The sequence below is a fragment of the Bacillus sp. AFS018417 genome (genome assembly GCF_002560985.1).
Taxonomy (GTDB): domain Bacteria; phylum Bacillota; class Bacilli; order Bacillales; family Bacillaceae_G; genus Bacillus_A; species Bacillus_A rhizoplanae.
This window is the reverse complement of the sequence record NZ_NTTM01000030.1, coordinates 145,601-169,634: the sequence shown is the minus strand read 5'-3', so window position 1 is coordinate 169,634 and position 24,034 is coordinate 145,601. Positions and strand designations below refer to the sequence as shown.

Here is a 24,034-nt window from a genome sequence, read left to right as displayed (position 1 = left end):
ACATATACCTTACAGGGGTATCATGAAATTTTGCGTGATACTCCGCAAAGTGTGCGGTTTTTACCAATTCAAATTCAGTACAATGTGAGGGTAGATAACAAGTAGCACATTTTAGAGGTAGAATAAATGATTTTTGTTCAGAATGTATCAAAAGTCTATTCATTGGAATCGGGAGATTAAGTTGCGTTAAAGAATAACAACATTCACATCTGGAAAGGCGAATTCGTTGTGATCATGGGTCCGAGCGGGGGCGGGATAGAGCACCTTGCTGCAACTACTAGGAGGGCTTGATTTGCCGAAGTCTGGCAAGATTTTGATTGATGGCGGATGGTAGTGTGTATAAAATTACGGGGAGGAAAAAAATGAAGAAGTTATTCTTACGTTTAGCTGTTTATGTATTAATTTTTATTATGTTTGTGGGGGGGATTTGGTTCTATGGCTTTGATCGTCATCAAAAAGATTTTTACTATAACGTTCGCCATGAGCCAGTTCCTTCGCTACAAGGAGTGAAAGTCCCTCAGTATGACCCCCATAAACCTACTGTGGCAGTTGTGATGGCCGATTCATCAATACCAACTGAAGATTTCGATTTTCTCATTCCATACACACTGTTTTCTATGACGGATGCCTACAATGTATACGCCGTTGCACCGGACAAAAGCGTGAAATCCTTATCAGGCGGACTGGATGTAATACCACATTACTCTTATAAAGAACTGGATAACCTATTAAATAAAAGTCCAGATATTATTGTGGTCCCTTATATGCCCGGAGTAAATGAACAGAAATATCAACCAACTCGCGAATGGATTCAACAACATTCCAGCAGTAAAACCACCACTTTTTTCAGCATTTGTGGTGGGTCACGGAATCTTGCCGATGCAGGTTTATTAAAAGGGAAATCAGCCACCTCACACTGGCAATTCCTACCCATATTAATGAAGCAATATCCTGATACACAGTGGAAAGAGGATGTGAGGTATGTTCACGAAGGAAATACCTTAACTTCAGCCGGTCAAAGCGCAGGTATCGATGCAGTACTTCACCTAATCTCTCAGAAACTAGGAGAACCCGTGGCTGCAAAAATATCTAAGGAAATTAGTTACCCTTCTTACCAATTCGTTCAAAATCCAAAAGTGGACCATCCTTTTCACTGGGATATAAAAATTTTAACATATTGGCTAAATCTTGGATTCCATTGGAATAAGAAACAAATGGGGGTACTTCTGTATAAAGATATGGATGAAATAGCTTTATCTTCTATATTTGATTCTTATGGAGACACAGGAACGACACAAGTCTTGACCGTTTCTAGTTCGGATGCACCAATTACTACGAAACATCATCTTAATATACTGGCTAGGCATCAAATATCTAATGCTCCAAAATTAGACAAAATGATCATACCAGGTGGCGACGCAAAATCACTAGCGGCAGTAGATGTAAGACTTTGGGGTGAAAAGGGTAATGCTAAAGAGACCCTCTTTATTCATAGTGATTCCCCAAACAGATATGTATTCGAAGCGCCATTGGAAGACTTAGCTAAACAAGAAGACCTTTTAACTGCCAAGCATGCTGTAAAACGATTTGAATATCGTGCAAATGGTATCCATCTTGAAGGCAAACCCCTTCCACTTGGAACATACAGCGATATGATTTTAACCGGTTTACTGGCTCTTTTGGTAGCCTTCTATATAGACAGACGATTCATTATGAAGAAGAGAACTCCCAAAGTAATTAATACCTCAATGGAATTTCCTAAGCGCTAGATATTTATCCAGCTGCTGTCGATCATTCCCATTTGCACCGAACGTATGGTGGAAACTAATCGGCACATGCAAATCATGGCAAGCTATATTTCATTTAGATCGAAATCCTGCAGCACACACTCCTAAAATTAATTGGAGAGTAGAGGAGTTCATATGGGGTAGCATACAAACCAATATCAATTTCAGATTTACTGGCATTGGCAAATTCAATTTGTTTGTGATCAAGATGAAAGGCAGGAGTATCAATACAAATTCTTATTGAACTAAAGGGCCATATTGTGGAGGGTTGGATTTATTTAATCATATAATTTATCATATCTGGCGAGAAGACCCCCACCTCAAGCGCGAAGCGGTAGGTGGGGGTAGTTCAATATAAAACAAATAGATAGTTATACTTAAACCATTATGAGTAAAAACAATAAGGGGGGAACTAACATGACAAAGAGAAATAAAATCAGTGATAAAAAGGAGTTGTCACAAGAACAAAGTGAAGAATTACTCAGAGTATTGAAAGTCCGTTTTGAGAAAAACATGAACCGCCATAAAGGTCTTGATAATTTTTATAACAACTTTATTATTTGTGTACAGCCCGCCCAATCGAATCGAGCTCTTACAGCTGTTAATGCGGGATAAAAAAGAATCCTTCCTTATGATAGGAAGGATTCTTTTTTACTATTTGTTTGCTCGCTTCTTTTGTGCCGGTCGTTGTCTAAGAAATTGTGACAGCATAAACAAAATATAGAGCGGAATAGCAATGAATAGAAAAACTGAAATATTACCAAAGCTCGTTTTATACATCGTATAAATAATCCCAATTAAAAAGAGTGTTACGATAATACTATATTTTGGAATGGGTACATCTTTCATGCTTGGAATACGAATACGACTAACCATAAGAAATGCAAATGCCACGAATACTGTAATAAGTACTATTTTTGGAATCACATGTGAAAATAACGTTAAGAAAGCAACGATACCGCCTGCAGCTGTAATTGGTACACCAGTAAAGTATTTCATTGATGTTGATGATGGTGTGACATTGAAGCGAGCTAATCTGTATGCTCCAAATAGAGGGAAAAGTCCTGCTATGTATAATCCGATAATACCGTAATTAGAGAAGGATGTGTAATACATCAATACAGCGGGTGCAGCACCAAATGTAACTACGTCTGCTAATGAATCAAGTTCTTTTCCGAGTTGTGAATCGACACGAAGTAAGCGCGCGATTCTTCCATCAAGGCTATCTAGCATCATTCCGATTAAAACTAAAATTGCCGCTGATTTGTAGTATCCTAATGAAGCGTAGCCGATGGATAGAAATCCACTATATAAATTTCCGAGCGTAAATAAGTTTGGAATGGCTGCTCTGTACAAAATCTGATCCCTTGCTTTCTTTTATAGATTCTTGATTAGTTTATGGAAGTTTATCCTTTTTATCATAACATAAATTTCCTGTGCTAGTATGAAAAAATTCTTCGTTTTGAGAAAGATTTCATTGGATTTTCATTTGTTGTAAAACCGGAAGTATTAATCAAGGAAATCCATTATGTTGTTGGAATGAATAAAGTATATAATACAACCTGCTTTTTGGAGAAATAAAGGACATATTACGTTAAAAATAAACCTCGAATTGTCATAATTCGAGGTTAGTTCGTTATTCTGTATCAATAGGAAGTAAAACCTACAACCACATCAATATTTAGAGAAAACAAAGAAGCTAGGTGGAGGATGGAAAACCCCTATCTGATTAAAATTTCACCTTATTCAAATTTCGTTATCATCGTACCAGTCTTATATTTATTATGCGGGTCAAATCGTAACAAATCACCGTAAATGAGTTTATCAGAGTAATTCAATTCTGTTTTTGCCTTTTCGATATATGGTTGACAAATGTTAATATCAGTTGGCTCACCAGTTTTTTTGTTATAGCATACATTTTTTGTATACATATAATCATTTGTTACGAAACTACCGTCACGCATAACCACAAGTGGTTCATCGTTTGTTTCAAATAAATCTGTGCCAAATTCAATAGAGTTGTTTGTTTTCACACCGAGTAAATGAAGAAGCGTCGGTTTTACATCAATTTGTCCAGAAACTTTTGAAATGATTTTTCCTTTCTGACCAGGAATATGTATGATGAGCGGTACCCTTTGCAACTGCATCATATCAAAAGGAGTAAGTGTTTCTTTTCCAACAAATTGTGCCATAGCAGCATTATGATTTTCAGAAATACCATAATGATCTCCGTAGATCATGATAATAGAATTGTCGTATAAGCCTTCTTTTTTTAATTGTTCAATAAAATGTTTCAGTGCTTCATCTGTATAACGTACAGTTGGAAAATAACGATTTACAACGTCGCTTTCTGAATTGTATTCATCAATGGATTGATCCTCCGGTTGTAGCAAAAAAGGAAAATGATTTGTTAATGTAATGAATTTCGTATAGAACGGCTGTGGTAAAGATTTTAATTTTGAAATAGATTGTTCAAAGAATTCTTTATCTTTTAATCCCCAACCAACAGACATTTGTTCTGTACCTGTATAGTCTTGTAAATTAAAATAACGATCATATCCGAGTGCAGGATACATCAAATCACGATTCCAAAATGTTTTATCATTTGAATGAAATACAGCAGAGTAATATCCATATTTTTTGAGTTGCTCTGGTGTGGCTGTATATTCATTATTAGCATGTGTAAAGAAAACAGAGCCACGATCAAGCGGGTATAAGGAGTTTTCAATAATAAACTCGGCATCCGATGTTTTCCCTTGTCCAGTTTGATGATAAAAGTTATCGAAATAATAGCTGTCTTTAATGAAGTCATTTAAAAATGGTGTAATTTCTTTTCCATTTATTTTTTGATTGATGACAAAACTTTGTGTGGACTCCATTGAAATTAAAATAACATTTTTACCTTTTGCCACGCCGAACAACTCTTTGTTTTCTTGTCTATCCTTTGTTTTTACGTAGTTATCAATTTCAGAAAAGCTATCTCCGCTTGCAAAAACACGCTGAGCAGAAGATTTCGATTGCAGTGCAATATCATAAACATGATAAGTATACAAACCAAGATTTTTCACAACCGTTTGGCGATCAAATGAATGTGAAAAAAGTTGTGGTTTATAAATAACTGAAACAACCATTTGCAAAGCTAATGCTGCTGTTACACCACTAAAAAACGTTCGTTTCTCTTGCCGAGATAGAGGAGTAGTATCACAAAAATTAGGGAATTTACGAGATAAAATGGCTAAAATAATTACATCAGCAAATAAAAGAAGTGTTTTATATGTAAATAGTTCTTTAATACTTGTCCCTAAATCAGCCATATTATTTGTTTGAAATAATACAGGGAATGTTACAAAATCATCGTAAAATCCGTAAAACATAGCATTGCCAAATAAAATAAAGGATAGCACGATACTAATACTGATAATGATTCGGTTTCGATGTTTTGTTGCTAATAAAGCGAAACCGAAAAATAATAATAATGAAGCTAATGGATTAAAGAACAACATAATTTGTTCGAAAGCGTTATCAATTTTCATATCAAAAGCTAATTTGTATACAATATATGTTTTAATCCACAATAAGACGACAGCCACGAGAGCAAATCGTACTTTTGGAAACAAACGTTGTATCATAACGGGCTCCTCCTACTACCTACAAGTAACCGCCTCTTTTATGTATATGACAGGCTACATATTTATATGTTTTTTACTATGTGTACTATTATATAAAAACATAGCGAAATTGTGGATGATTTTCTAACAATTGGATAGAAAAAGAAGAGAAGGATAAAATAAAGGCATTGATTGATAGATGGAGGAGTACTATGAAGAAAATATGTTGTTTTATATTAAGTTGTTTCATTTTACTTGGAAATCCAGCTTCTTTCTCTGCTGAGCATGAGCCATTATTACTAGAAGATGCACTTTATTCCGTGCTGTTTCCGAGAATAAATGAAGCGATTCAAAAACATTATGGAAAACAAAAGCCGTATGAGTGCCCTAAAATTGTTAGTATGAAAAAAATGTACAGCGGTACATATTTGTTTCGGACATCTATCGAAATGATTAAATATGAGCCAGGAACAGGTGGGAGAAAGCTTCCGCCATTTGAAAAAGTAACGATTACATTTGAAAATGATAGTGGTGAATGGACTGTGAAAAATATAGATGTAAAGCGCTTACCAGATGATACGAAAATTAATTGCCGTAAACCGATTTGAAAAAAGTGGTTGACAAATAAATTAGTCATTTGATATTGTTAATAGCAACAAAAAGATGCTTGAAAATTAAATAGACTTACCTCATCTACACTCGAAGGTAGAGGCCGCGGTAATCAAAAGTAAACTATGGGAAATAAAGTGGTATTCATGATCATAGGTTGAAAGGGGTTATCGCCGAAATATATGAATGACCACTTCATTCATATATTGGGACTGCATTGAATAAATGTAGTACTGTCATAAGTATTTTGCTTATGGAGAGCTATTAGGAGATGTTTGATGCGGTTTCTTATTTGAGAAAATAACAATACGTTTATTTTTTCGGCATAAATTCTTCTAATAAGAAACGCGTGTGAACATTGTTCCGCGCGTTTTTTGTTTATCTAAATTAGGAATAATAGTAATAAATAAGAAATGTAATAGAGGGTTTTGCGAAAACAAGGGAGGAATTCACATGTATTTACACGGCACAAGCCGCATTAATGAGCAAGGACACTTAGAAATTGGAGGATGCGATGCTACTGAACTTACAAGAGCATATGGGACACCACTTTATGTTTACGATGAAGCAGCAATTCGTGAGAAATGTCGTGCATTTCATCGTGCTTTTAGAGAAAGTGGGTTCTCTTATCAAGTAGCATATGCAAGCAAAGCGTTCTTGTGCATGGAAATGTGCAGGTTAGCTGCCGAAGAAAATATGTCGCTAGATGTTGTGTCTAGCGGAGAACTATATACAGCGTTGCAAGCGGGATTTCCAGCAGAGCGCATCCATTTTCATGGTAATAATAAAACAGAAGAAGAAATAAGAATGGCATTAGAAGCTAATATTGGCTGCTTTGTTGTAGATAATTTTTTTGAACTAGAGGTATTGCATGATTTAGCGAAAGAATACGGGCAAGTTGTGAATATCTTGCTGCGTGTGACGCCGGGAGTAGAAGCGCATACACATGAATATATTACAACAGGTCAAGATGATTCTAAGTTTGGTTTCGGTATTTCAACAGGGCATGCATCACAAGCGGTAAAAAGTGCATTAGAAAAATCAAACTATCGTGTATTAGGAATTCATTCTCATATCGGATCGCAAATTTTTGAGACGGCAGGATTTATTCGTGCAATTGAAGTGCTTCGCAACTTCTTGGAAACAGTGAGAAAAGAAATGAACTATGTAGCCCCAGTATTAAACGTAGGAGGCGGTTTTGGAATTCGCTATACGGAAGGGGACACACCTCTTGCTCTTGGTGAATATGTGAAAGCTGTGACGGATGCGGTACGTGAGCAGTTTACAGTATGCGAATACCCCCTTCCAGAAATTTGGGTGGAACCAGGCCGTAGCATTGTTGGGGATGCAGGAACAACGCTGTATACAGTTGGAGCGATTAAAGATATTCCAGGTATCCGTAAATATGTATCGGTTGATGGAGGTATGACAGATAATCTTCGCCCAGCACTTTATGGAGCCCGTTATGAAGCATTGCTAGCAAATCGAGCAAATGAATCTGCTGAAGAGGTTGTTTCAATTGCAGGCAAATGTTGTGAAAGTGGGGATATGCTCATTTGGGATGTAGAGCTTCCAAAAGTTGTTTCTTGTGATCTCTTAGCTATTTCTTGTACAGGGGCATATGGTTATTCGATGGCAAATAATTATAACCGTATTCGTCGTCCAGCAGTTGTGTTTGCAAAAAACGGAAAATCACAAGTTGTTGTAGAGAGAGAATCGTATGAAAATATTATTGAGAACGATCGCATACGTGTAAAGGAACTTGTATGACTGCGTCCTTACTTAGCTGAAGTGGGAGTTGTTTAGGTGAACAACTCCTTTTTTTATAATAAATAAAATTTATCGGAAAACTAGGATTGAAAAAAATCAGAATTGTGATAAAATACAAATATAATTCTTATCAAGAGTGGCGGAGGGAACTGGCCCGAAGAAGCCCGGCAACCTACTTTAAAGGAGTAAGGTGCTACTTCCAGCAAAATGGCATCCATTTTGGAAGATAAGGTAGATACGTTACCGGAACAGTCTTTTCGAAATGGGAAAGATTTTTTTTATGAAAAAGGGGGGCTGTTCGTGGGAGTACGCGGACAATTTGAAGAAGTAGCAAGTAAGATTCAATCTATGCTTGCTGATATGAAATATGGTTCTATTACAATTGTTGTGCAAGATGGTAAAGTGATTCAGCTTGAAAAAAGTGAAAAAGTACGCTTAAAATAAGCACGCTGACTAGAAAAACTAGAGGCGGTCTTAATCTATTTCTATAGGTTAAGGTCGCCTTTTTGTATGGGCGTCGTGAAGGGAGAAAACGATGTTAACGTATGAAACTTGGCAAGATAATTTTGTTTCATTTCAGGAAGACGACGAAACGAAAGGCGCTTTGGCAGCAGTACGCTGGGCGTATGAACATTATGAGGACGATATTGTTTATGCATGCAGCTTTGGGATAGAAGGAATGGTTTTATTGCACGTAATTAACCAAGTAAATCCATCTGCAAAGGTTGTATTTTTAGATACAAATGTTCATTTTCAAGAAACATATGATTTGATCAAAAAAGTTCGAGAACGATTTCCTAAGTTGAATATTATTGAAAAGCAGCCGGCACTTACACTTGAGGAACAAGCAAAAGAGCATGGTGATCAATTATGGAAACATAATCCAAATCTTTGTTGTCAATTAAGGAAAATTAAGCCGTTAGAAGAAGCGCTAACAGATAGGAAAGCATGGATATCAGGTTTAAGAAGAGAACAGTCTGAAACACGAAAACATACGCAGTTTGTCAATCGAGATCATCGCTTTCAATCTGTTAAAATTTGTCCGCTTATTCATTGGACTTGGAAAGAAGTATGGCGCTATGTATACAAGCATAATTTGCCGTACAACCCACTCCATGATATTGGGTATCCGAGCATCGGATGTGAAACATGTACCGTGCAGGTGCAAGAGGGTGGAGATTCGCGAGATGGGCGCTGGGCCGGGAAGTTGAAAACAGAATGTGGTCTTCATTATCAATGAAGACTACTATTCGTTAATACTTGATAAAGAAGGAGAAAAAGAAAATGAGTGATACAAAAATATTAGTCAATCGAATTGATGAAACATATGAAACAGCACATATTGTAAAAGAAATTGAGTTAGATGGAATTGCATTAAGTGATTTAGAACTCATTGCGATCGGTGGATATAGTCCACTTACTGGCTTTTTAGGAAAGAATGATTATGTATCAGTAGTAGAAACAATGCGATTAGCAGATGGAGATGTATGGAGCATTCCAATTACATTACCTATAACAGAAGAAAAAGCGAAGGAATTAAAAGTGGGGGAAGAAGTTCGACTTGTAAAAGAAGGTGTAACTTACGGCGTGATTCAAGTTCAAGAGATTTATGCGCCTGATAAAGAAAAGGAGGCGTTGCTTGTCTATAAAACGGTAGAAGAAGCACATCCGGGTGTTAAAAAATTATACGATCGTCCGGATATATACGTGGGAGGACCAATTACGCTTGTGAAACGGATTGGAAAAGAAAAATTTGCCGCTTATCATTTAGATCCAAATGAAACGCGAGCAGAGTTTGCACGGCGTGATTGGAAAACAATCGTTGGTTTTCAAACAAGAAATCCAGTTCATCGCGCACATGAATATATTCAAAAAGCGGCGCTTGAAATTGTTGACGGCCTGTTTTTAAACCCGCTTGTTGGAGAAACGAAGTCAGATGATATTCCAGCTGATGTTCGAATGGAAAGTTACGAAGTACTTCTAGAAAACTACTATCCAAAAGATCGTGTCTTTTTAGCAGTATTTCCAGCAGCGATGCGATATGCTGGGCCGCGTGAAGCGATTTTCCATGCACTTGTAAGAAGAAACTTTGGGTGTACGCATTTTATTGTTGGCCGTGATCACGCTGGTGTTGGAAATTATTATGGCACGTATGAAGCACAGGAAATTTTTACGAACTTTACAATAGAAGAATTAGGAATTACACCCCTCTTTTTTGAACATAGTTTTTATTGCGCGAAATGTGAGGGAATGGCATCAACGAAAACATGTCCGCACGAAAAGGAAGATCATGTCATTTTATCAGGTACAAAGGTAAGAGAGCTCTTGCGAAATGGAGAACTGCCACCAAGTACATTTAGCCGTAAAGAAGTCGTAGAAGTCTTAATTCGTGGTTTGCAAAAAGAAGTTGTGACAAAGTAAGGGGAGAAAAAGATGGGAACAAATATTACTTGGCATACAGCATCTGTTTCAAAGGAAGAACGCCGAAAGCAAAACAAAAATCATAGCTTTGTTCTTTGGTTTACAGGATTGTCGGCTTCTGGTAAATCAACGGTGGCAAATGCAGTAACTCGCAAGTTATTTGATAAGAAAATTAGTAATTATGTGTTAGACGGAGATAATATCCGTCACGGTTTAAATAAAGATTTAGGATTTTCGGAAGGTGATCGCACAGAAAATATTCGCCGCATCGGTGAAGTAGCGAAATTATTTGTTGATAATGGAACAATTGTATTAACAGCGTTTATTTCACCGTTTCGTGAAGATCGTCAGCAAGTGCGTGACATATTAGAACAAGGTGAGTTTGTTGAAGTGTTCGTAAAGTGTCCGATTGAAGAGTGTGAAAAGCGTGATCCGAAAGGACTTTATAAAAAAGCAAGAAGCGGGGAGATTAAGCAGTTTACGGGAATTGATTCTCCTTATGAAGAGCCCATTCAAGCTGAAGTTATTGTGGAAACGCATCGCTATTCTATTGAACAATGTGCAGATCAAATTATTGCTTATTTGCAAGAACGAAGCTTTATCTAGGAGGAGATACATGATGAGTTATGAAAAAGCATGGGCAAACAATGAAAAGCTAAATGCAACTGAAAAAAAGAAATTAGAAAAAGACGGTTTAGAAGTTTTTAAAGATATTCCGTATTATGCTGAGCATGGATTTTCGTCTATTCCGAAAGAAGAATGGGATTCTTTTAAGTGGGCAGGTTTATATTTGCAGCGCCCAAAAGAGGCGGGATATTTCATGATGCGTGTAAATATACCATCTGGAATTATAACAAACGAACAGGTGGAAACTCTTGCTTCTATCGCTGAAGATTACGGCCGTGATGTGCTTGATATTACAACGCGTCAAGCTATTCAGTTTCATTGGCTGCAAATTGAGCAAATTCCAGATATTCTGCAGCGGCTAGAGAAAGTAGGGTTATCCACAGCCGGTGCATGCGGTGATATTACACGTAATATTACAGGGAATCCACTTGCTGGAATTGATGAAAATGAATTGTTTGATACACAAGTAATTGTACAGGAAGTATATGAATATTTTCAGCATAATGAAGAGTTTTCAAATTTACCTCGCAAATTTAAAATGTCGATTAGTTCGAATGTGTACAATTCAGCAAATGCTGAGATTAACTGCGTAGCATTTACACCTGCAACGAAAGAAATTAACGGAGAAACAGTCATTGGTTTTCATCTAAAAGTAGGCGGCGGTTTATCAGCGCGTCCATATTTAGCAGAAGAACTAGATGTATTTATTTTACCGGAGCAAGTGAAAGATGTAGCAATTGCCGTCGCAACCATTTTCCGTGATTTTGGATATCGTGAAAAGCGTCATCTTGCTCGTCTAAAATTTCTTGTTGCAGATTGGGGACCAGAAAAATTTAGAGAACAGTTATTACAATACACAGGAACTTTACATGATAGAGGAGAAAGTGCCCTAAAGGGTTGGAATGCTGGTTATTTTTACGGTGTTCATAAGCAAAAGCAAGATGATTTATACTATGTTGGTTTTAATGTACCAGTTGGTCGCCTGCATGCAGAAGAAATGTATGAGATTGCTAGAATTGCAAAACAGTATGGAAACGGTGAAATTCGTACATGTAATTCGCAAAACTTTATTATTCCGAATGTACCGAAAGAAAATATTGATGTCCTATTGCAAGAACCACTATTGGAAGCAATCTCTGCAAAACCAAAGTCATTTATCGGTTATGCAGTTTCTTGCACAGGTATTGAATATTGTAACTTGGCATTAGTGGAGACGAAAGAAAGATTACGCAATATTGCGGATTATTTAGATACACAGCTTGTATTAGATGTGCCAGTTCGTATTCATATGATCGGTTGTCCAAACTCTTGCGGACAAAGACAAATTGCGGATATCGGTTTGCAAGGTGTCAAAATGAAAACGAAAGAAAAAGGGATTGTTGAAGCTTTTGAAATTTATGTAGGTGGAACGTTACTAGACGGCGGTACTTATAATGAAAAGCTAAAAGGGAAAATAGATGGTGAAGATTTGCCGCATGTTCTCGTTGCGTTTTTAACATATTTTAAAGAAAATAAACTTCCTAGTGAAACATTTTATGAGTTTGTTGGTCGTATTGGAATAACGGATTTACAAGCAGCATTAAATACGATTTTAGAAGAAGTGATTGCATCTTAGGAGGGGAACAATATGGACTTATATCGTTTTGAAGCAGTTTTAGCAAATGGTGTTGTTCCTGTAGTCGTTGTTGCGCAAAGTGAAGAGCAGGCATTTCGTCTCGTTGAAATAGAACTTGAAAAATATTTTCTGCCTTTACCGGAAGTGAAAGAGATTTCTTTATATGAGAAGAAGAAAATTCGAAAGGGTGCAGCTTTTGTTTTGCATGAACAAGAAACGACTTAATACGATGCTAACAGGCAGTAAGATGAAGATTTGTAGACTTCCATTAGATGGGGATGAAGCCCCCTCACTGATGGAAGTTTCACTTTATTATTTGGTTGATGTTAAGCATGTCATAAAGGAAAAATGCTCACAAAATCCTGATCGGTCCGGTTAATGTAATATGGGAGGAAAATCCATTTATAGAAGGTTCACATTATAAAAGAAATGGGGAGAAAGTATGGGAAAGGTGTACATTGTTGGTGCAGGACCTGGCGACCCAGATTTAATTTCTGTTAAAGGAGTAAAATGTATTCAACGAGCAGATGTCATTTTATATGATCGTCTTGTGAATAAAGAGTTACTTTCTTATGCAAAGCCAGAAGCGGATTTAATTTACTGCGGGAAACTTCCGAACTACCACACAATGAAGCAAGAAACGATTCATGCTTTTCTAGTGAAATATGCAAAGAAAGGCAAGATTGTGACGCGTCTAAAAGGCGGAGATCCTTTTGTGTTTGGAAGAGGTGGAGAAGAAGCGGAAGCATTGGTGAAACATGGTATTCCATTTGAAGTTGTTCCAGGCATTACAGCTGGTATTGCAGCTTCTGCGTATGCAGGAATCCCTGTTACACACCGAGACGCTAGTACAAGTTTTGCGGTTGTAACAGGGCACCGGAAAGAAGGTGCAGAGGAAGAAGTGAAGTGGGAAAACTTAGCGAAAGGTGTGGATACGCTTGCTGTTTATATGGGTGTAAGCAACCTTTCTTATATATGTGAACAGCTTTTAAAATATGGAAAAAGTGAACATACACCAGTGGCGATGATCGAGTGGGGGACAACAGTATCTCAGCGTACAATTACAGGAACATTAGGAAGTATTGTATCTGTGGCAGAGAATGAGCAAATTCAAAATCCAAGTATGATTGTAATTGGTGAAGTTGTCCGATTCCGTGAGAAAATTCATTGGTTTGAACAAACGCTTGAACATTCGTATCCACTCAGCGGAGTACTTTAATATGAAAGCAGTATTATATATTTGTCATGGCAGTCGTTTACAGGAAGCACGTGAAGAAGCGGTTGCTTTTGTTACATCGTGTATGGAACGTGTATCGGCTCCTATTCAACAAATATGTTTTTTAGAATTAGCACCACCTTCTATCGCTGAGGGGATTACAAGTTGTGTGCAAAAAGGGGCAACTGAAATTGTGATTGTCCCTGTCTTTTTATTAGCGGCAGTTCATGTGAAAAAGGATATTCCTGAGGAGTTAGAATGGTTACAAAATCAGTATCCTCATGTGTCATTTTCATATGGAAATCCATTTGGCGTTTCTCGTGAACTTGTTACTGCAGTTCTAGATGGCAGCGGAATTAAAGCGATTGAAAAACGAGTTACCCTTTTACTTGTAGCAAGAGGGAGTAGTGATGAAGAAACGTTAAGAGATGTAAGGGACATTGCGTCATTATTTGAAACGGCAGATGAAGTAGCAAAGGTCGAAGTATGTTATTTAGCAGCGGCCAAGCCACAATTTGAAGAGAAGTTACATGAACTTGTCCAAACAACGAACGCCCCTATTGTTATCCTTCCGTATCTTTTGTTCACAGGATTGTTAATGAAGAGAATTGAAAAAGCGGTTCGGAAAAACAACCATTCTCACATTGTATTATGTCCGTATTTAAGCAAAAACCAGGCTTTTCAAGACATGCTAATAAAATGTACAGAAGAAATGATAAGGGGGAGTGTATATGTACCCATTAACAGTGCGAATAAAGAATAAACGTGTTGTTTTCATTGGCGGTGGACGAGTCGCAGCATTTAAGATTGTACCTTTATTGCAAGAAGAAGCCAATATTATTGTGATTAGTAGAAAACTTGATAAAAGTTTAATTCAACTTGTAGAAGAAGAAAAAATTCGCTGGTTTCAAAAAGAATATGAAGCAAGTGATCTTGCAGATGCATTTTTAGTCGTTGCTGCAACAAGTGATTCACTGTTAAATGAGAGAATTGCAAATGACGCAGCGCCGAATCAACTTGTAAATGTAATTACAAATCCTGAGAGCGGTAATGTTCATTTTCCGGCAGCTATTCATCGTGGGAAATTAAATATTGCTGTATCTACTGGGGGGGCAAGCCCAAAGCTTGCAAAAAAAATTCGTGATGAAATTGCAGGGAAATATGATGATAGTTATGAGGAATATGTGAATTTCTTATATGAAGTACGTATGAAAGTGAAGCAGTTACAAGTAGATAAGAAGACGCAGAATGCTGTGTTACAGGAAGTACTTAAGTCTGTTTATGTACAAAATGCACAGCAACGAGAAAAATTTTTCTATTCGTTAGATGAAAAGCTAGTATTTTGATAGTTTGTAACATTTCCCTCTTTTGAATAAAATAAAGAATGCATTACTGAAAAGGGGGAGAAGAGATATGAAAATCAGAAATTCAGTAAAAGCATTAATTGTACGGGATGATCATTTTTTGGCAATTAAAAAGCGTGACCAATATGGGGAATATTATACACTGGCTGGCGGTGGTCAAGAACCGGGTGAAACATTTACGGAAACGGTAAAACGAGAGTGTATAGAGGAGATCGGTGCGGAAGTTAAACCAAATGAGTTATTGTTTATTAGAGAATATATAGGTAAAAATCATGAATATGCCGTGTTTGATTTTGATATTCATCAAATTGAATATATGTTCTCATGTACACTTCTTAGTGAACCGAATGTAGAACGAGCAACAGAGTTAGATACGAATCAAATTGGAATAGAGTGGTTGCCGCTACGTAACATTACACAGTATCGCCTCTATCCGCAAATACTACGTGTGCGATTGCAACAACATTTTATTCATCGTGAAAAGACGGAAGTATATTTAGGAGATGTAAATTAATTTGTCCTTTACAAATACAGAAATCTCCTCTATAATCACAGTTGACTTCAATACATGAAATCAATGAGCAAGAAGAGTACGTATATTTGAAGCGTTCAGAGAGCTGGGGAAAGGTGTGAGCCCGGTACGATAAAATATACAGAATGGGCTTGCGAGAGGTATGTTGAATTGATAGTAGGCAACCCGGGTTCCGCCGTTACAAGGATAAGGTATCGGAAGCATTCCTGTACCTGAAAAGTGGGATAATTTATCCAATTGAGGTGGTACCACGGTATTATATTACATATATCGTCCTCTACATGCATCATAGCGTGTAGGGGACTTTTTTATTTTCTAAAGGAGGTGGGCGAGTATGAACTGAAAGCATATGAATGAAAAAAACAGAAATATTCAGATCAGGAGAAGTGAAAATGAAAGAAACACAGCAATGGACGTCGAAAATTGGGTTTGTACTCGCAGCAGCCGGGGCAGCAGTTGGGCTTGGAGCGATTTGGAAATTTCCGTATGTTGCCGGAAATAGTGGAGGAGGAGCCTTTTTCCTTGTCTTTTTATTAATGACAGTATTTATCGGTCTGCCGCTTTTAGTGGCGGAATTTGTTATCGGTCGCAGTACGCAAAAAGAAGCGGTGACAGCGTATAAAGTATTAGTACCAAATAATAAATTATATCCATGGATTGGCCGCATGGGAGTTGTAACGTGTTTTTGTGTTTTAGCATTTTATAGTGTTGTTGGAGGCTGGATTTTACTTTATTTATTTTATAGTGTAACAGGTGGATTATGGGGGAATGCCGTTGATTACGCAAAGTTGTTTGGAGAAACAATCTCAAATCCAGTAAGTGCAATTGGAGCACAATTTGTTTTCATGCTTTGTACAATTTTTATTGTAAGTAAAGGTGTAGAAAAAGGAATTGAAAAAGCAAGTAAGTATATGATGCCGCTATTATTTGTTCTGTTTCTTGCAATTATTGTTCGTTCTCTTACACTGGACGGAGCATGGGAAGGGGTTAAATTTTTCTTAAAACCAGATTTCTCGAAATTAACAGCAAAAACAATTTTATATGCGATGGGGCAATCATTCTTTTCATTAACAGTTGGAGCTTCTGTTATGGTTACATACAGCTCCTATTTGAAAAAAGAAGAACATTTAGCAAAATCAGCAATATCGATTACAAGCTTAACAGTTTTTATTACTGTACTTGCAGGGTTAGCAATTTTTCCAGCGATTTTTGCGTTAGGTGTCAGTCCAACAGAAGGACCGGGATTACTATTTATCGTTCTTCCAGCTGTGTTTGGAAAAATTCCTTTCGGGCATTTTTTCTTTGTTTTATTCTTAATTTTGTTTTTCTTTGCAACGCTTACATCAGCAATTTCTATGCTCGAAATTGTTGTTGCTTCCGTGGCCAAAGAGGATGAAAAGAAGCGTCCATCAGCATCGCTCTTAATTGGATTACTTATTTTTGTAGTTGGAATTCCAGCGGCATTATCTTTTGGGATTATGAGCGATGTAAAGCTATTTGGAAAGACAGTTTTTGATCTATTAGATTTTTCGGTGAGTAACGTATTACTTCCACTTGGTGTGCTAGCAATTTCGCTCTTTGTACCAAATAAAATGAAGAAAGAGTTGATAATGCAAGAATTAGAAGTCAAAGAAACAAGAGGGAAACTATTATTTCATGTATGGTTTTTCTTGCTTCGTTACGTGATTCCGATTACGGTTATTCTTGTCTTTTTAAACGTTATTGGTGTACTTTAGTTAATAAAAAACGGAGAATATTCTCCGTTTTTTATCCCGCTATTCGTGGGCAGTAAGACCCCACCTCAAGATTCAGAAAAAACAAAGAAGAGAGGTGGGGGATAACTGCTGGCATGCGCCCGATTGGTGAGAGCTTTCTATCAGTGAGAAAAGCGTCACTGATGGAAGTTTCACTTTATTATGATGTAGAAGTTTGTAATAGACGAGTATATGTTTTAAAAGCTACAACGGCTGCGATGAAGGAACCAATAAAAAAGATACCGGATCCAACTACTGAAAATATTCGGCCTATAAATGTCTCTTTGGCTTCTTGTAATACTGCAACTGCTTGTGATTCTTGATTCATGTGTAGACCTCCTCAAAAAGGCTTTTATGTTATTGTATGTGTAATGCCTAGAAGGTGTTAAAAATCATAAAATATATATAAGAAGTGCATGTGAAAGATGAGATTCACTTGTTTTCCATAAATAAAAAACTCGGCAATTGCCGAGTTTTTTATTTAATATAAGGAGCTGGATCTACAGCATTTGATTTTGCTTGATTCCACTCACCGATGTGTAGTTCGAAGTGCAAGTGTTGTCCTTGTGAATCACCTGTATTTCCCATAAAACCGAGTTGCTGGCCTTGTGTTACTTTTTGTCCAACTGAAACAGAGCGGCTACTCATATGAGCATAAACAGTTGTATATGTTTGACCGTTCATACGGTGCGATAAGTATACAACATTTCCGTAGCTACTAGAGAAATCGGAGCGAATAACAACTCCATCGGCTGCAGCGACAATTGGTACGGTTCCAGGAGCTGCAATATCAAGTCCTTTATGACGATCACGTGATGGATCATTAAATCCAGAAGAAAATCTACCAGCTGCTGGTTTAATAAAACCGCCAGTATTTTTCGCTTGAGGTGCAGGTTGGCTTTGCGCTGAAGGAGCGGCTTGCACTGAAGGAGCGGCTTGCACTGAAGGAGCGGCTTGCTGAGATCGTTTTTGTTCTTCAGCTTTTTTTGCTTCTTCAGCCTTTTTCGCTTCTTCTGCACGTTTTTCCTCTTCAACTGCATTTTGAACAGCTTGACGTTGGTTTTCTAAAATAGTCTTTGATTCTTCTAAACTTTCCATCTCAGAATCTATCTTTGAAGCTTTTTCGTGTAAATCGGTAATTAATGCTTGCTGTTGTTGCTGATTTGCTTGTAGTTCTTGCTGTTGTTTCTGTAATGTTTGTTCAGATTCCTTAAGTTGTGTTTCTTTTTTCTCAATCGCTTCTTTTTCTTTTTTAACAGTTTCTTGATCTTGAGTTTGCTGTTTTACGATATCTGTATCATTATTTAAAATTACACTTACAGAATACATATTTTCTATTAGTTCAGCGATATTGTTCGTGTTAATTAATACTTCTGTAATTAAATTTGTACGTGGTTGCTCTTGCATGGACTGTAATCTCTGCTTAATTACTTCTTGACGTGTATCGATTTTTTTCTGTAGTTCTTCAATATGTTTCTTTTTCTCATCAATACTGTTTTGTGTTTTTTCGATTTCAGCTTTTGTTGCGTTTAAATCTGCTTCATTTTTATTAATAGAAGCAGTTAATTCATCGATTTTTTTCTGTAAATCTTGTATTTCTTTTTCGATTTGTTCTTTTTCAGCTGATTTCGTATGTATTTCTTGTTGTTTACCTTCTAATTGTGATTGGATATTAGATAATTTATCTTGACTCGTCTCCGCATATACTGGTGAAAGCAATGGAGAAACGAAAATAGAGCCGGCTGTCAGTAAACTAAACGCTGTTATTTTTTTGTTCATCTGTCTATCCCCTTTCCCTATTCTATATAATCACAGGAAGGAGAAAAATGTCTATTGTTGTAATGATAATGTAAAAAAAATTTAAGTAATTGTTATTAAATGTCGAAAATTACAAAGAAATCACATAAAAATGGTTCGTCTCTACTATAGAAGTTTATTGATGTTACGAACTAACATATATCGAGAAATAAGGAAGAGAGGAATCGTTCTCATGTGAGGTTTTCTGACATTGGATTTATTTTTGTCAAGAAAAAAATTTGCATAGAGGAAAGTTTTTTTAGTTGTCAGATTTCTATTTTTGTCTTATCATTTTAATAGGGGCGAAAGTATTGAATAGTCTTATAATATTTAATACTGTGATTTTTGTATTTTATAGAAAAATAGAATATGGAAATTTAGAACATCTAAGAAGGGGGTCGCAGCAAGTATGAAAAGAATTGGACTTGCATGGCAAATTTTAATAGGTCTTGCTCTCGGTATTGCCGTAGGAGCAATTTTTTATGGTGATCCGATGGTTGCTAAAATTTTACAACCGATTGGTGATATTTTTATCCGCTTAATTAAAATGATCGTCGTACCGATCGTTGTTGCCAGTCTTATTGTTGGGGTGGCAGGCGTTGGTGATGTCAAAAAGCTTGGACGTTTGGGCGGAAAAACAATCCTTTATTTTGAAATCATTACAACAATTGCGATTATTGTTGGTTTATTAGTAGCGAACATTTTCCAACCAGGAAAAGGCGTGGATATGTCACAGTTACAAAAAACAGATATTTCTAAGTATACAGCGACAACAGAACAAGTACAGCACCATTCATTTGCTGATACGTTTGTAAATATTGTTCCAACGAATATTATGGAGTCATTGGCAAAAGGTGATATGCTTCCAATTATTTTCTTCTCTGTATTATTTGGTTTAGGAGTAGCTGCCATTGGAGAAAGAGGAAAGCCAGTTCTGAATTTCTTCCAGGGTGTAGCAGATTCAATGTTTTGGGTGACAAATCAAGTAATGAAATTTGCGCCGTTTGGTGTATTTGCGTTAATTGGCGTAACGGTTTCTAAGTTTGGTGTAGCGTCATTAATCCCATTAGGTAAGTTAGTTATTGTTGTTTATGGCGCAATGATTTTCTTCGTTGTTGTTGTATTAGGTATTACAGCAAAAATATTTGGAATTAATATTTTTCAATTCTTTAAGATTTTAAAAGACGAGCTTATTTTAGCGTATTCTACAGCAAGCTCAGAGACGGTTCTACCAAAGATTATGGAAAAGATGGAGCGTTTCGGTTGTCCGAAAGCCATTACATCTTTCGTTATTCCGACAGGTTATTCATTTAACTTAGATGGTTCAACATTATACCAAGCAATTGCCGCTCTTTTCTTAGCGCAAATGTATGGTATTCACTTATCAATTTCAGAGCAAATTACATTGCTTCTTGTATTAATGGTTACTTCAAAAGGTATTGCAGGTGTACCAGGCGTATCATTCGTTGTATTATTAGCAACGCTTCATACAGTAGGTATTCCGGCTGAAGGTTTAGCGTTTATCGCTGGTATTGACCGTATTTTAGATATGGCACGTACAGCAGTAAACGTAGTAGGTAACTCATTAGCTGCAGTTGTTATGTCTAAATGGGAAGGTCAATACGACGAAGAAAAAGGACAAGCTTATTTGAAGGAGATTTCAGAGAAGCAAGCAGCTTAAATTACAACAAAACCCTCACGTTATACGTGAGGGTTTTTCTATATGAAAGGAGTGACTGTAAATGAAACGGAAATATGGAGATGGATCATCGTGGAAACGGTTAATTGATAAAGCGTATTTAATATAACTTCGTATAAATATCAAAAAAATACCAACTATTTTGATAGAAATAATATTTGACATTTTCTTTTGCAGCGAGTAAAGTAATAAAGGATTGATTTACACAAAATATAATATGAAACCTTCTTATCAAGAGAGGCGGAGGGACTGGCCCTACGATGCCTCGGCAGCGGACTCATGTAGAGTGCTGTGCCAAATCCAGCAAGCGATATGCTTGATAGATGAGAAGAGTGTTTCTTATATGATATATAAGACCTCTTCTCTTCAGAAGAGGTCTTTTTCGCTCTTGTGAAGGAAAGGTTTAGAAATAGGAGAGGATATTACTTTGGAACAAACAAAAGGAAATGGATGGGCATTATTGCCGCTTGGTATATTTTTAGCGCTATTTATTGGTTCTGGTGTGATTACAGGAGATTTTTATAAGTTACCAATCGTAGTTGCTATTTTAATTGCAGTTGCTATCGCGTTAGTAATGAACAGAAAAGAAAACTTTACGACAAAGGTTGAACGTTTTGCTAAAGGGGCTGGCAATCCAGATATCATGATTATGGTATTAATCTTTGTATTAGCAGGTGCATTTTCTGAAACGGCAAAAGGTATGGGCGCTGTTGAAGCAACAGTAAACTTAGCTCTTACTATTTTTCCACAAAGCTTGTTAGTTGCTGGACTGTTTATTATTGGTGCGTTTATTTCATTAGCGATGGGAACGTCAATGGGGACAATTGCAGCATTGGGGCCAATTGCAGTAGGAATTAGTGGGCACACGGATATTTCTATGGCACTAGCTATGGCGACAGTTGTTGGCGGAGCGATGTTTGGTGACAATTTATCCTTTATTTCAGATACGACAATTGCTGCGGTGCGTACACAAGGAACGGAAATGAAAGATAAATTTAAAACAAACTTCTTGATTGTATTACCAGCTGCCATTATTACGAGTATACTTTTAATCGTTCTTACGTTAGGAACTCATACAAATATGACAGCACATGCGTTTAACTGGGTGAAAATTTTACCGTATGCAGGGGTGTTAATTACAGCGCTGCTCGGATGTAACGTACTAGTTGTATTAACTGGAGGAACAGTGTTAGCTGGTATCATTGGCATGTTAGATGGAAGCTACACATTAGCAAGTTTCTTTAAAAGTATTACAGTAGGAATTAATGGTATGATGGAGATGGTATTATTAGCGATTTTAATCGGTGGAATGGTTGAAATTATCCAATATAACGGCGGTATTCAGTATTTAATGAATATATTAACGCGTAATATTCGCTCAAAAAAAGGTGCGGAATTTGGAATTGCTGGTCTTGTAAGTATGACAAATATGTGCACAGCAAACAATACGATTTCTATTATTTTCACGGGTCCACTGGCAAAGAATGTTGCAGATCAATACAATATTGATCCGAAAAAATCTGCGAGCCTGTTAGATTTATTTTCTTGTAGCGTGCAAGGGTTAATCCCGTACGGTGCACAAATGTTAACAGCGGCAGGATTTGCTTCGCTTTCACCAGTTGAGTTATTACCGTATTCATTTTATCCAATGTTAGTTGCGGTTTGCGGTATTATTTCAATTGTAATTAATTTTCCGCGTCTTTCACCTATAGCTAAGAAAAAGGAATATGAAAAAACAGCATAATGAAAAAGAGGATGTCTTGTATAAGGCATCCTCTTTTGTTTTGAATATAAAGACTAACTTTAGATTACTTTAAATATAGGTCTGATGATGAATAGGACTTAAGTCTGAGAAGAAAACGGTTCTTAAGCTCGTTATAGAAAAATGAAAAAATAGTTAAGATAAGAGTATCAAATCGAAGGGAGGCAAGCACAAGATGAAACAGTTTCTAGCGTTTATCGCAGCCGGTATTTTAGCTTTAATTGCTCTTGGAAGTCTTGCTGGTATTATAGGATTTGCAATTGGAGCAGGGATTGTGTATTGGAGCTACAAGTCATTTGTGCGAGCACGATCATTTTTTGGAAAGTTAGCTTGGGGTATTGTCGGTTTAGTTGGCTTGTCAATCGGCCTTTCTAATTCACCAGCATTAATCGGTATCGTAGCATTAGTCGTTCTATATTATGGATACCGCGAATGGAAAAAAGAAAAAGTTGTAGTAGAGTCTGCTTCAGAAGGTTCTAAACCATATAGCAATTTTGAAGATGAATGGAACAAATTAATGAAAAATAACTAATATTAAACAACTAAAATAATAAAGTAGAAGAGAGGAAGATTTAAAATGAAACAATCATTATTCGGACGTGTACGCGAGGCAATACTTGCAGATCTTCATAATGTGTTAGACGAGAAAGAAAGAAAGAACCCAATTGCGATGTTAAATCAATATTTACGTGATAGCGAACGTGAGGTAACAAAAATTGAAAAGTTAATTGAGCGTCATAAAACATTAAAATCTAATTTTGCTCGTGAGCTCGAGCAGGCGCGTTATTTCGTAAATAAGAGATCCAAGCAAGCTGTAATTGCGCAAGAAGCAGGAGAAATGCAACTGCAAGAACGTGCATTAGAAGAAGTCGCATATTACGAAGGGCGAGTAGCTCGCTTAGAAGAAATGTATGCAGGTGTTATGGAACAAATTGATGAATTAGAGCGTCGCCTTTCTGAAATGAAAAATAAATTAAAAGAAATGAATGCAAAACGTATGGAATTAATGGCACGTGAAAATATGGCACATGCGAACCGTCGCATGAATACGGCTCTGCATAAAATGGATGAAAATAACCCATTTTTACGCTTTGAAGAAATTGAAAATCACATTCTTGATTTAGAGCTTCGCATCAATGAAGATCATGAACGTGACACATTTGATATGAAGATTGCAAAGCTTGAGCGCGAAATGAAGGAGAAAAAAGAAGTATCTATAACAAAAGAATCAGTAAAATAATTGTAGTACATTATAAAACAAGCTTATGATATAGTGATAGAAGAAAAGGTGTTGGAATGCAATACCTTTTTCTTCTGTTTATCCCGCATTAACGGGCAGTAAAACCCCTACCTCAAGATTCAAGGAGAGACGAGGAAGATAGGTGGGGATAACTGCCCGTAAAAACCCGATTGGTTCAACTAACTATCAGTGGGGGATGAAAAAACCTCCACTGATGGAAGTTTCACTTTACA

22 protein-coding genes, 2 pseudogenes, 3 riboswitches and 1 other annotated feature are annotated in these 24,034 nt (G+C 36.8%); of the genes and pseudogenes, 20 read left to right on the top strand and 4 right to left on the bottom strand.

Translation table 11 applies throughout. The features are described 5' to 3' along the window. Nucleotides 1–126: 126 nt before the first annotated feature. The 3 genes and pseudogenes from CN326_RS25565 to CN326_RS13330 form a co-directional block, all read left to right on the top strand. Nucleotides 127–322, top strand: a pseudogene (locus tag CN326_RS25565) (ATP-binding cassette domain-containing protein); the annotation flags it as partial. A gap of 40 nt (nucleotides 323–362) precedes the next feature. Next, complete coding sequence (locus CN326_RS13335; RefSeq protein WP_098309499.1) at nucleotides 363–1,769, top strand: DJ-1/PfpI family protein; 1,407 nt, start codon at nucleotides 363–365, stop codon at nucleotides 1,767–1,769. Between the two features lie 435 nt (nucleotides 1,770–2,204). After that, nucleotides 2,205–2,324 (top strand): annotated as a pseudogene (locus tag CN326_RS13330) (DUF4256 domain-containing protein); the annotation flags it as partial. Nucleotides 2,325–2,441: 117 nt separating this feature from the next. On the opposite strand, the gene pssA reads toward CN326_RS13330, so the two are convergent. Together pssA and CN326_RS13320 are read right to left on the bottom strand one after the other, a co-directional pair. After that, nucleotides 2,442–3,143 (bottom strand): CDP-diacylglycerol--serine O-phosphatidyltransferase, encoded by a 702-nt coding sequence (gene pssA / locus CN326_RS13325; protein ID WP_098309498.1) that lies wholly within the window; start codon nucleotides 3,141–3,143, stop codon nucleotides 2,442–2,444. A 386-nt stretch (nucleotides 3,144–3,529) separates the two neighbouring features. Continuing rightward, nucleotides 3,530–5,416 carry an LTA synthase family protein gene (locus CN326_RS13320; RefSeq protein WP_098309497.1) on the bottom strand — a complete coding sequence of 629 codons (1,887 nt, stop codon included), beginning with the start codon at nucleotides 5,414–5,416 and terminating at the stop codon, nucleotides 3,530–3,532. Nucleotides 5,417–5,607: 191 nt separating this feature from the next. Between CN326_RS13320 and CN326_RS13315 the strand changes: the two genes are divergently transcribed. The 13 genes from CN326_RS13315 (at nucleotide 5,608) to CN326_RS13255 (ending at nucleotide 17,285) form a co-directional block, all read left to right on the top strand. Next, entirely contained in the window at nucleotides 5,608–6,003 is a 396-nt protein-coding gene (locus tag CN326_RS13315; RefSeq protein ID WP_098309496.1) for a DUF3888 domain-containing protein, read from the top strand. Between the two features lie 90 nt (nucleotides 6,004–6,093). Further along, nucleotides 6,094–6,276: riboswitch (Lysine riboswitch) on the top strand. Between the two features lie 181 nt (nucleotides 6,277–6,457). Beyond that, nucleotides 6,458–7,774 carry a diaminopimelate decarboxylase gene (lysA, locus tag CN326_RS13310; protein ID WP_098309495.1) on the top strand — a complete coding sequence of 439 codons (1,317 nt, stop codon included), beginning with the start codon at nucleotides 6,458–6,460 and terminating at the stop codon, nucleotides 7,772–7,774. Nucleotides 7,775–7,898: 124 nt separating this feature from the next. Further along, nucleotides 7,899–8,007, top strand: a riboswitch (SAM riboswitch). Nucleotides 8,008–8,074: 67 nt separating this feature from the next. After that, on the top strand, nucleotides 8,075–8,218 hold the full coding sequence (locus CN326_RS13305) for a YezD family protein (RefSeq protein ID WP_098309583.1): 144 nt from the start codon (nucleotides 8,075–8,077) through the stop codon (nucleotides 8,216–8,218). A gap of 91 nt (nucleotides 8,219–8,309) precedes the next feature. Then, the gene (locus CN326_RS13300; protein WP_098309494.1) at nucleotides 8,310–9,014 is read left to right on the top strand and encodes a phosphoadenylyl-sulfate reductase; all 705 of its coding nucleotides are present in this window, start codon (nucleotides 8,310–8,312) and stop codon (nucleotides 9,012–9,014) included. 44 nt (nucleotides 9,015–9,058) lie between these two features. Next, nucleotides 9,059–10,195: a sulfate adenylyltransferase gene (gene sat / locus CN326_RS13295; protein WP_098309493.1), complete on the top strand. Its 1,137-nt coding sequence runs from the start codon at nucleotides 9,059–9,061 to the stop codon at nucleotides 10,193–10,195. Between the two features lie 12 nt (nucleotides 10,196–10,207). Further along, nucleotides 10,208–10,801 (top strand): adenylyl-sulfate kinase, encoded by a 594-nt coding sequence (gene cysC / locus CN326_RS13290; protein WP_098309492.1) that lies wholly within the window; start codon nucleotides 10,208–10,210, stop codon nucleotides 10,799–10,801. 13 nt (nucleotides 10,802–10,814) lie between these two features. Beyond that, nucleotides 10,815–12,437 (top strand): nitrite/sulfite reductase, encoded by a 1,623-nt coding sequence (locus tag CN326_RS13285; protein WP_098309582.1) that lies wholly within the window; start codon nucleotides 10,815–10,817, stop codon nucleotides 12,435–12,437. Between the two features lie 12 nt (nucleotides 12,438–12,449). Then, nucleotides 12,450–12,662, top strand: a complete 213-nt coding sequence (locus CN326_RS13280; RefSeq protein WP_098309491.1) for a DUF3906 family protein — start codon at nucleotides 12,450–12,452, stop codon at nucleotides 12,660–12,662. 217 nt (nucleotides 12,663–12,879) lie between these two features. Next, nucleotides 12,880–13,656, top strand: coding sequence for a uroporphyrinogen-III C-methyltransferase (gene cobA / locus CN326_RS13275; RefSeq protein WP_098309490.1), 777 nt, complete (start codon nucleotides 12,880–12,882; stop codon nucleotides 13,654–13,656). Nucleotide 13,657: 1 nt separating this feature from the next. Continuing rightward, the gene (locus CN326_RS13270) at nucleotides 13,658–14,416 is read left to right on the top strand and encodes a sirohydrochlorin chelatase (protein WP_098309489.1); all 759 of its coding nucleotides are present in this window, start codon (nucleotides 13,658–13,660) and stop codon (nucleotides 14,414–14,416) included. Continuing rightward, nucleotides 14,385–14,999, top strand: coding sequence for an NAD(P)-binding protein (locus CN326_RS13265; protein ID WP_098309488.1), 615 nt, complete (start codon nucleotides 14,385–14,387; stop codon nucleotides 14,997–14,999). The genes CN326_RS13270 and CN326_RS13265 overlap by 32 nt, the downstream gene beginning before the upstream one ends. 67 nt (nucleotides 15,000–15,066) lie before the next feature. Then, on the top strand, nucleotides 15,067–15,531 hold the full coding sequence (locus tag CN326_RS13260; protein WP_098309487.1) for an NUDIX domain-containing protein: 465 nt from the start codon (nucleotides 15,067–15,069) through the stop codon (nucleotides 15,529–15,531). A 54-nt stretch (nucleotides 15,532–15,585) separates the two neighbouring features. After that, nucleotides 15,586–15,830 (top strand) — a binding site (T-box leader). A 111-nt stretch (nucleotides 15,831–15,941) separates the two neighbouring features. Further along, nucleotides 15,942–17,285: a sodium-dependent transporter gene (locus CN326_RS13255; RefSeq protein WP_098309581.1), complete on the top strand. Its 1,344-nt coding sequence runs from the start codon at nucleotides 15,942–15,944 to the stop codon at nucleotides 17,283–17,285. A 178-nt stretch (nucleotides 17,286–17,463) separates the two neighbouring features. Here the strand turns inward: CN326_RS13255 and CN326_RS24640 are convergent, their stop codons facing one another. After that, the gene (locus CN326_RS24640; RefSeq protein WP_176524617.1) at nucleotides 17,464–17,631 is read right to left on the bottom strand and encodes a hypothetical protein; all 168 of its coding nucleotides are present in this window, start codon (nucleotides 17,629–17,631) and stop codon (nucleotides 17,464–17,466) included. Nucleotides 17,632–17,780: 149 nt separating this feature from the next. Beyond that, entirely contained in the window at nucleotides 17,781–19,082 is a 1,302-nt protein-coding gene (locus CN326_RS13250) for a murein hydrolase activator EnvC family protein (RefSeq protein ID WP_098309486.1), read from the bottom strand. 427 nt (nucleotides 19,083–19,509) lie between these two features. Between CN326_RS13250 and gltP the strand changes: the two genes are divergently transcribed. The 4 genes from gltP (at nucleotide 19,510) to CN326_RS13230 (ending at nucleotide 23,801) form a co-directional block, all read left to right on the top strand. After that, complete coding sequence (gene gltP, locus CN326_RS13245; RefSeq protein WP_098309485.1) at nucleotides 19,510–20,781, top strand: glutamate/aspartate:proton symporter GltP; 1,272 nt, start codon at nucleotides 19,510–19,512, stop codon at nucleotides 20,779–20,781. Nucleotides 20,782–21,024: 243 nt separating this feature from the next. After that, nucleotides 21,025–21,129: riboswitch (SAM riboswitch) on the top strand. 97 nt (nucleotides 21,130–21,226) lie between these two features. Next, entirely contained in the window at nucleotides 21,227–22,543 is a 1,317-nt protein-coding gene (locus tag CN326_RS13240; RefSeq protein ID WP_098309484.1) for a Na+/H+ antiporter NhaC family protein, read from the top strand. Between the two features lie 193 nt (nucleotides 22,544–22,736). Beyond that, nucleotides 22,737–23,093, top strand: a complete 357-nt coding sequence (locus CN326_RS13235) for a lmo0954 family membrane protein (protein ID WP_098309483.1) — start codon at nucleotides 22,737–22,739, stop codon at nucleotides 23,091–23,093. A gap of 45 nt (nucleotides 23,094–23,138) precedes the next feature. After that, a complete protein-coding gene (locus tag CN326_RS13230; RefSeq protein WP_098309482.1) occupies nucleotides 23,139–23,801 on the top strand; it encodes a PspA/IM30 family protein in 663 nt (220 codons plus the stop codon). Nucleotides 23,802–24,034 lie beyond the last annotated feature (233 nt).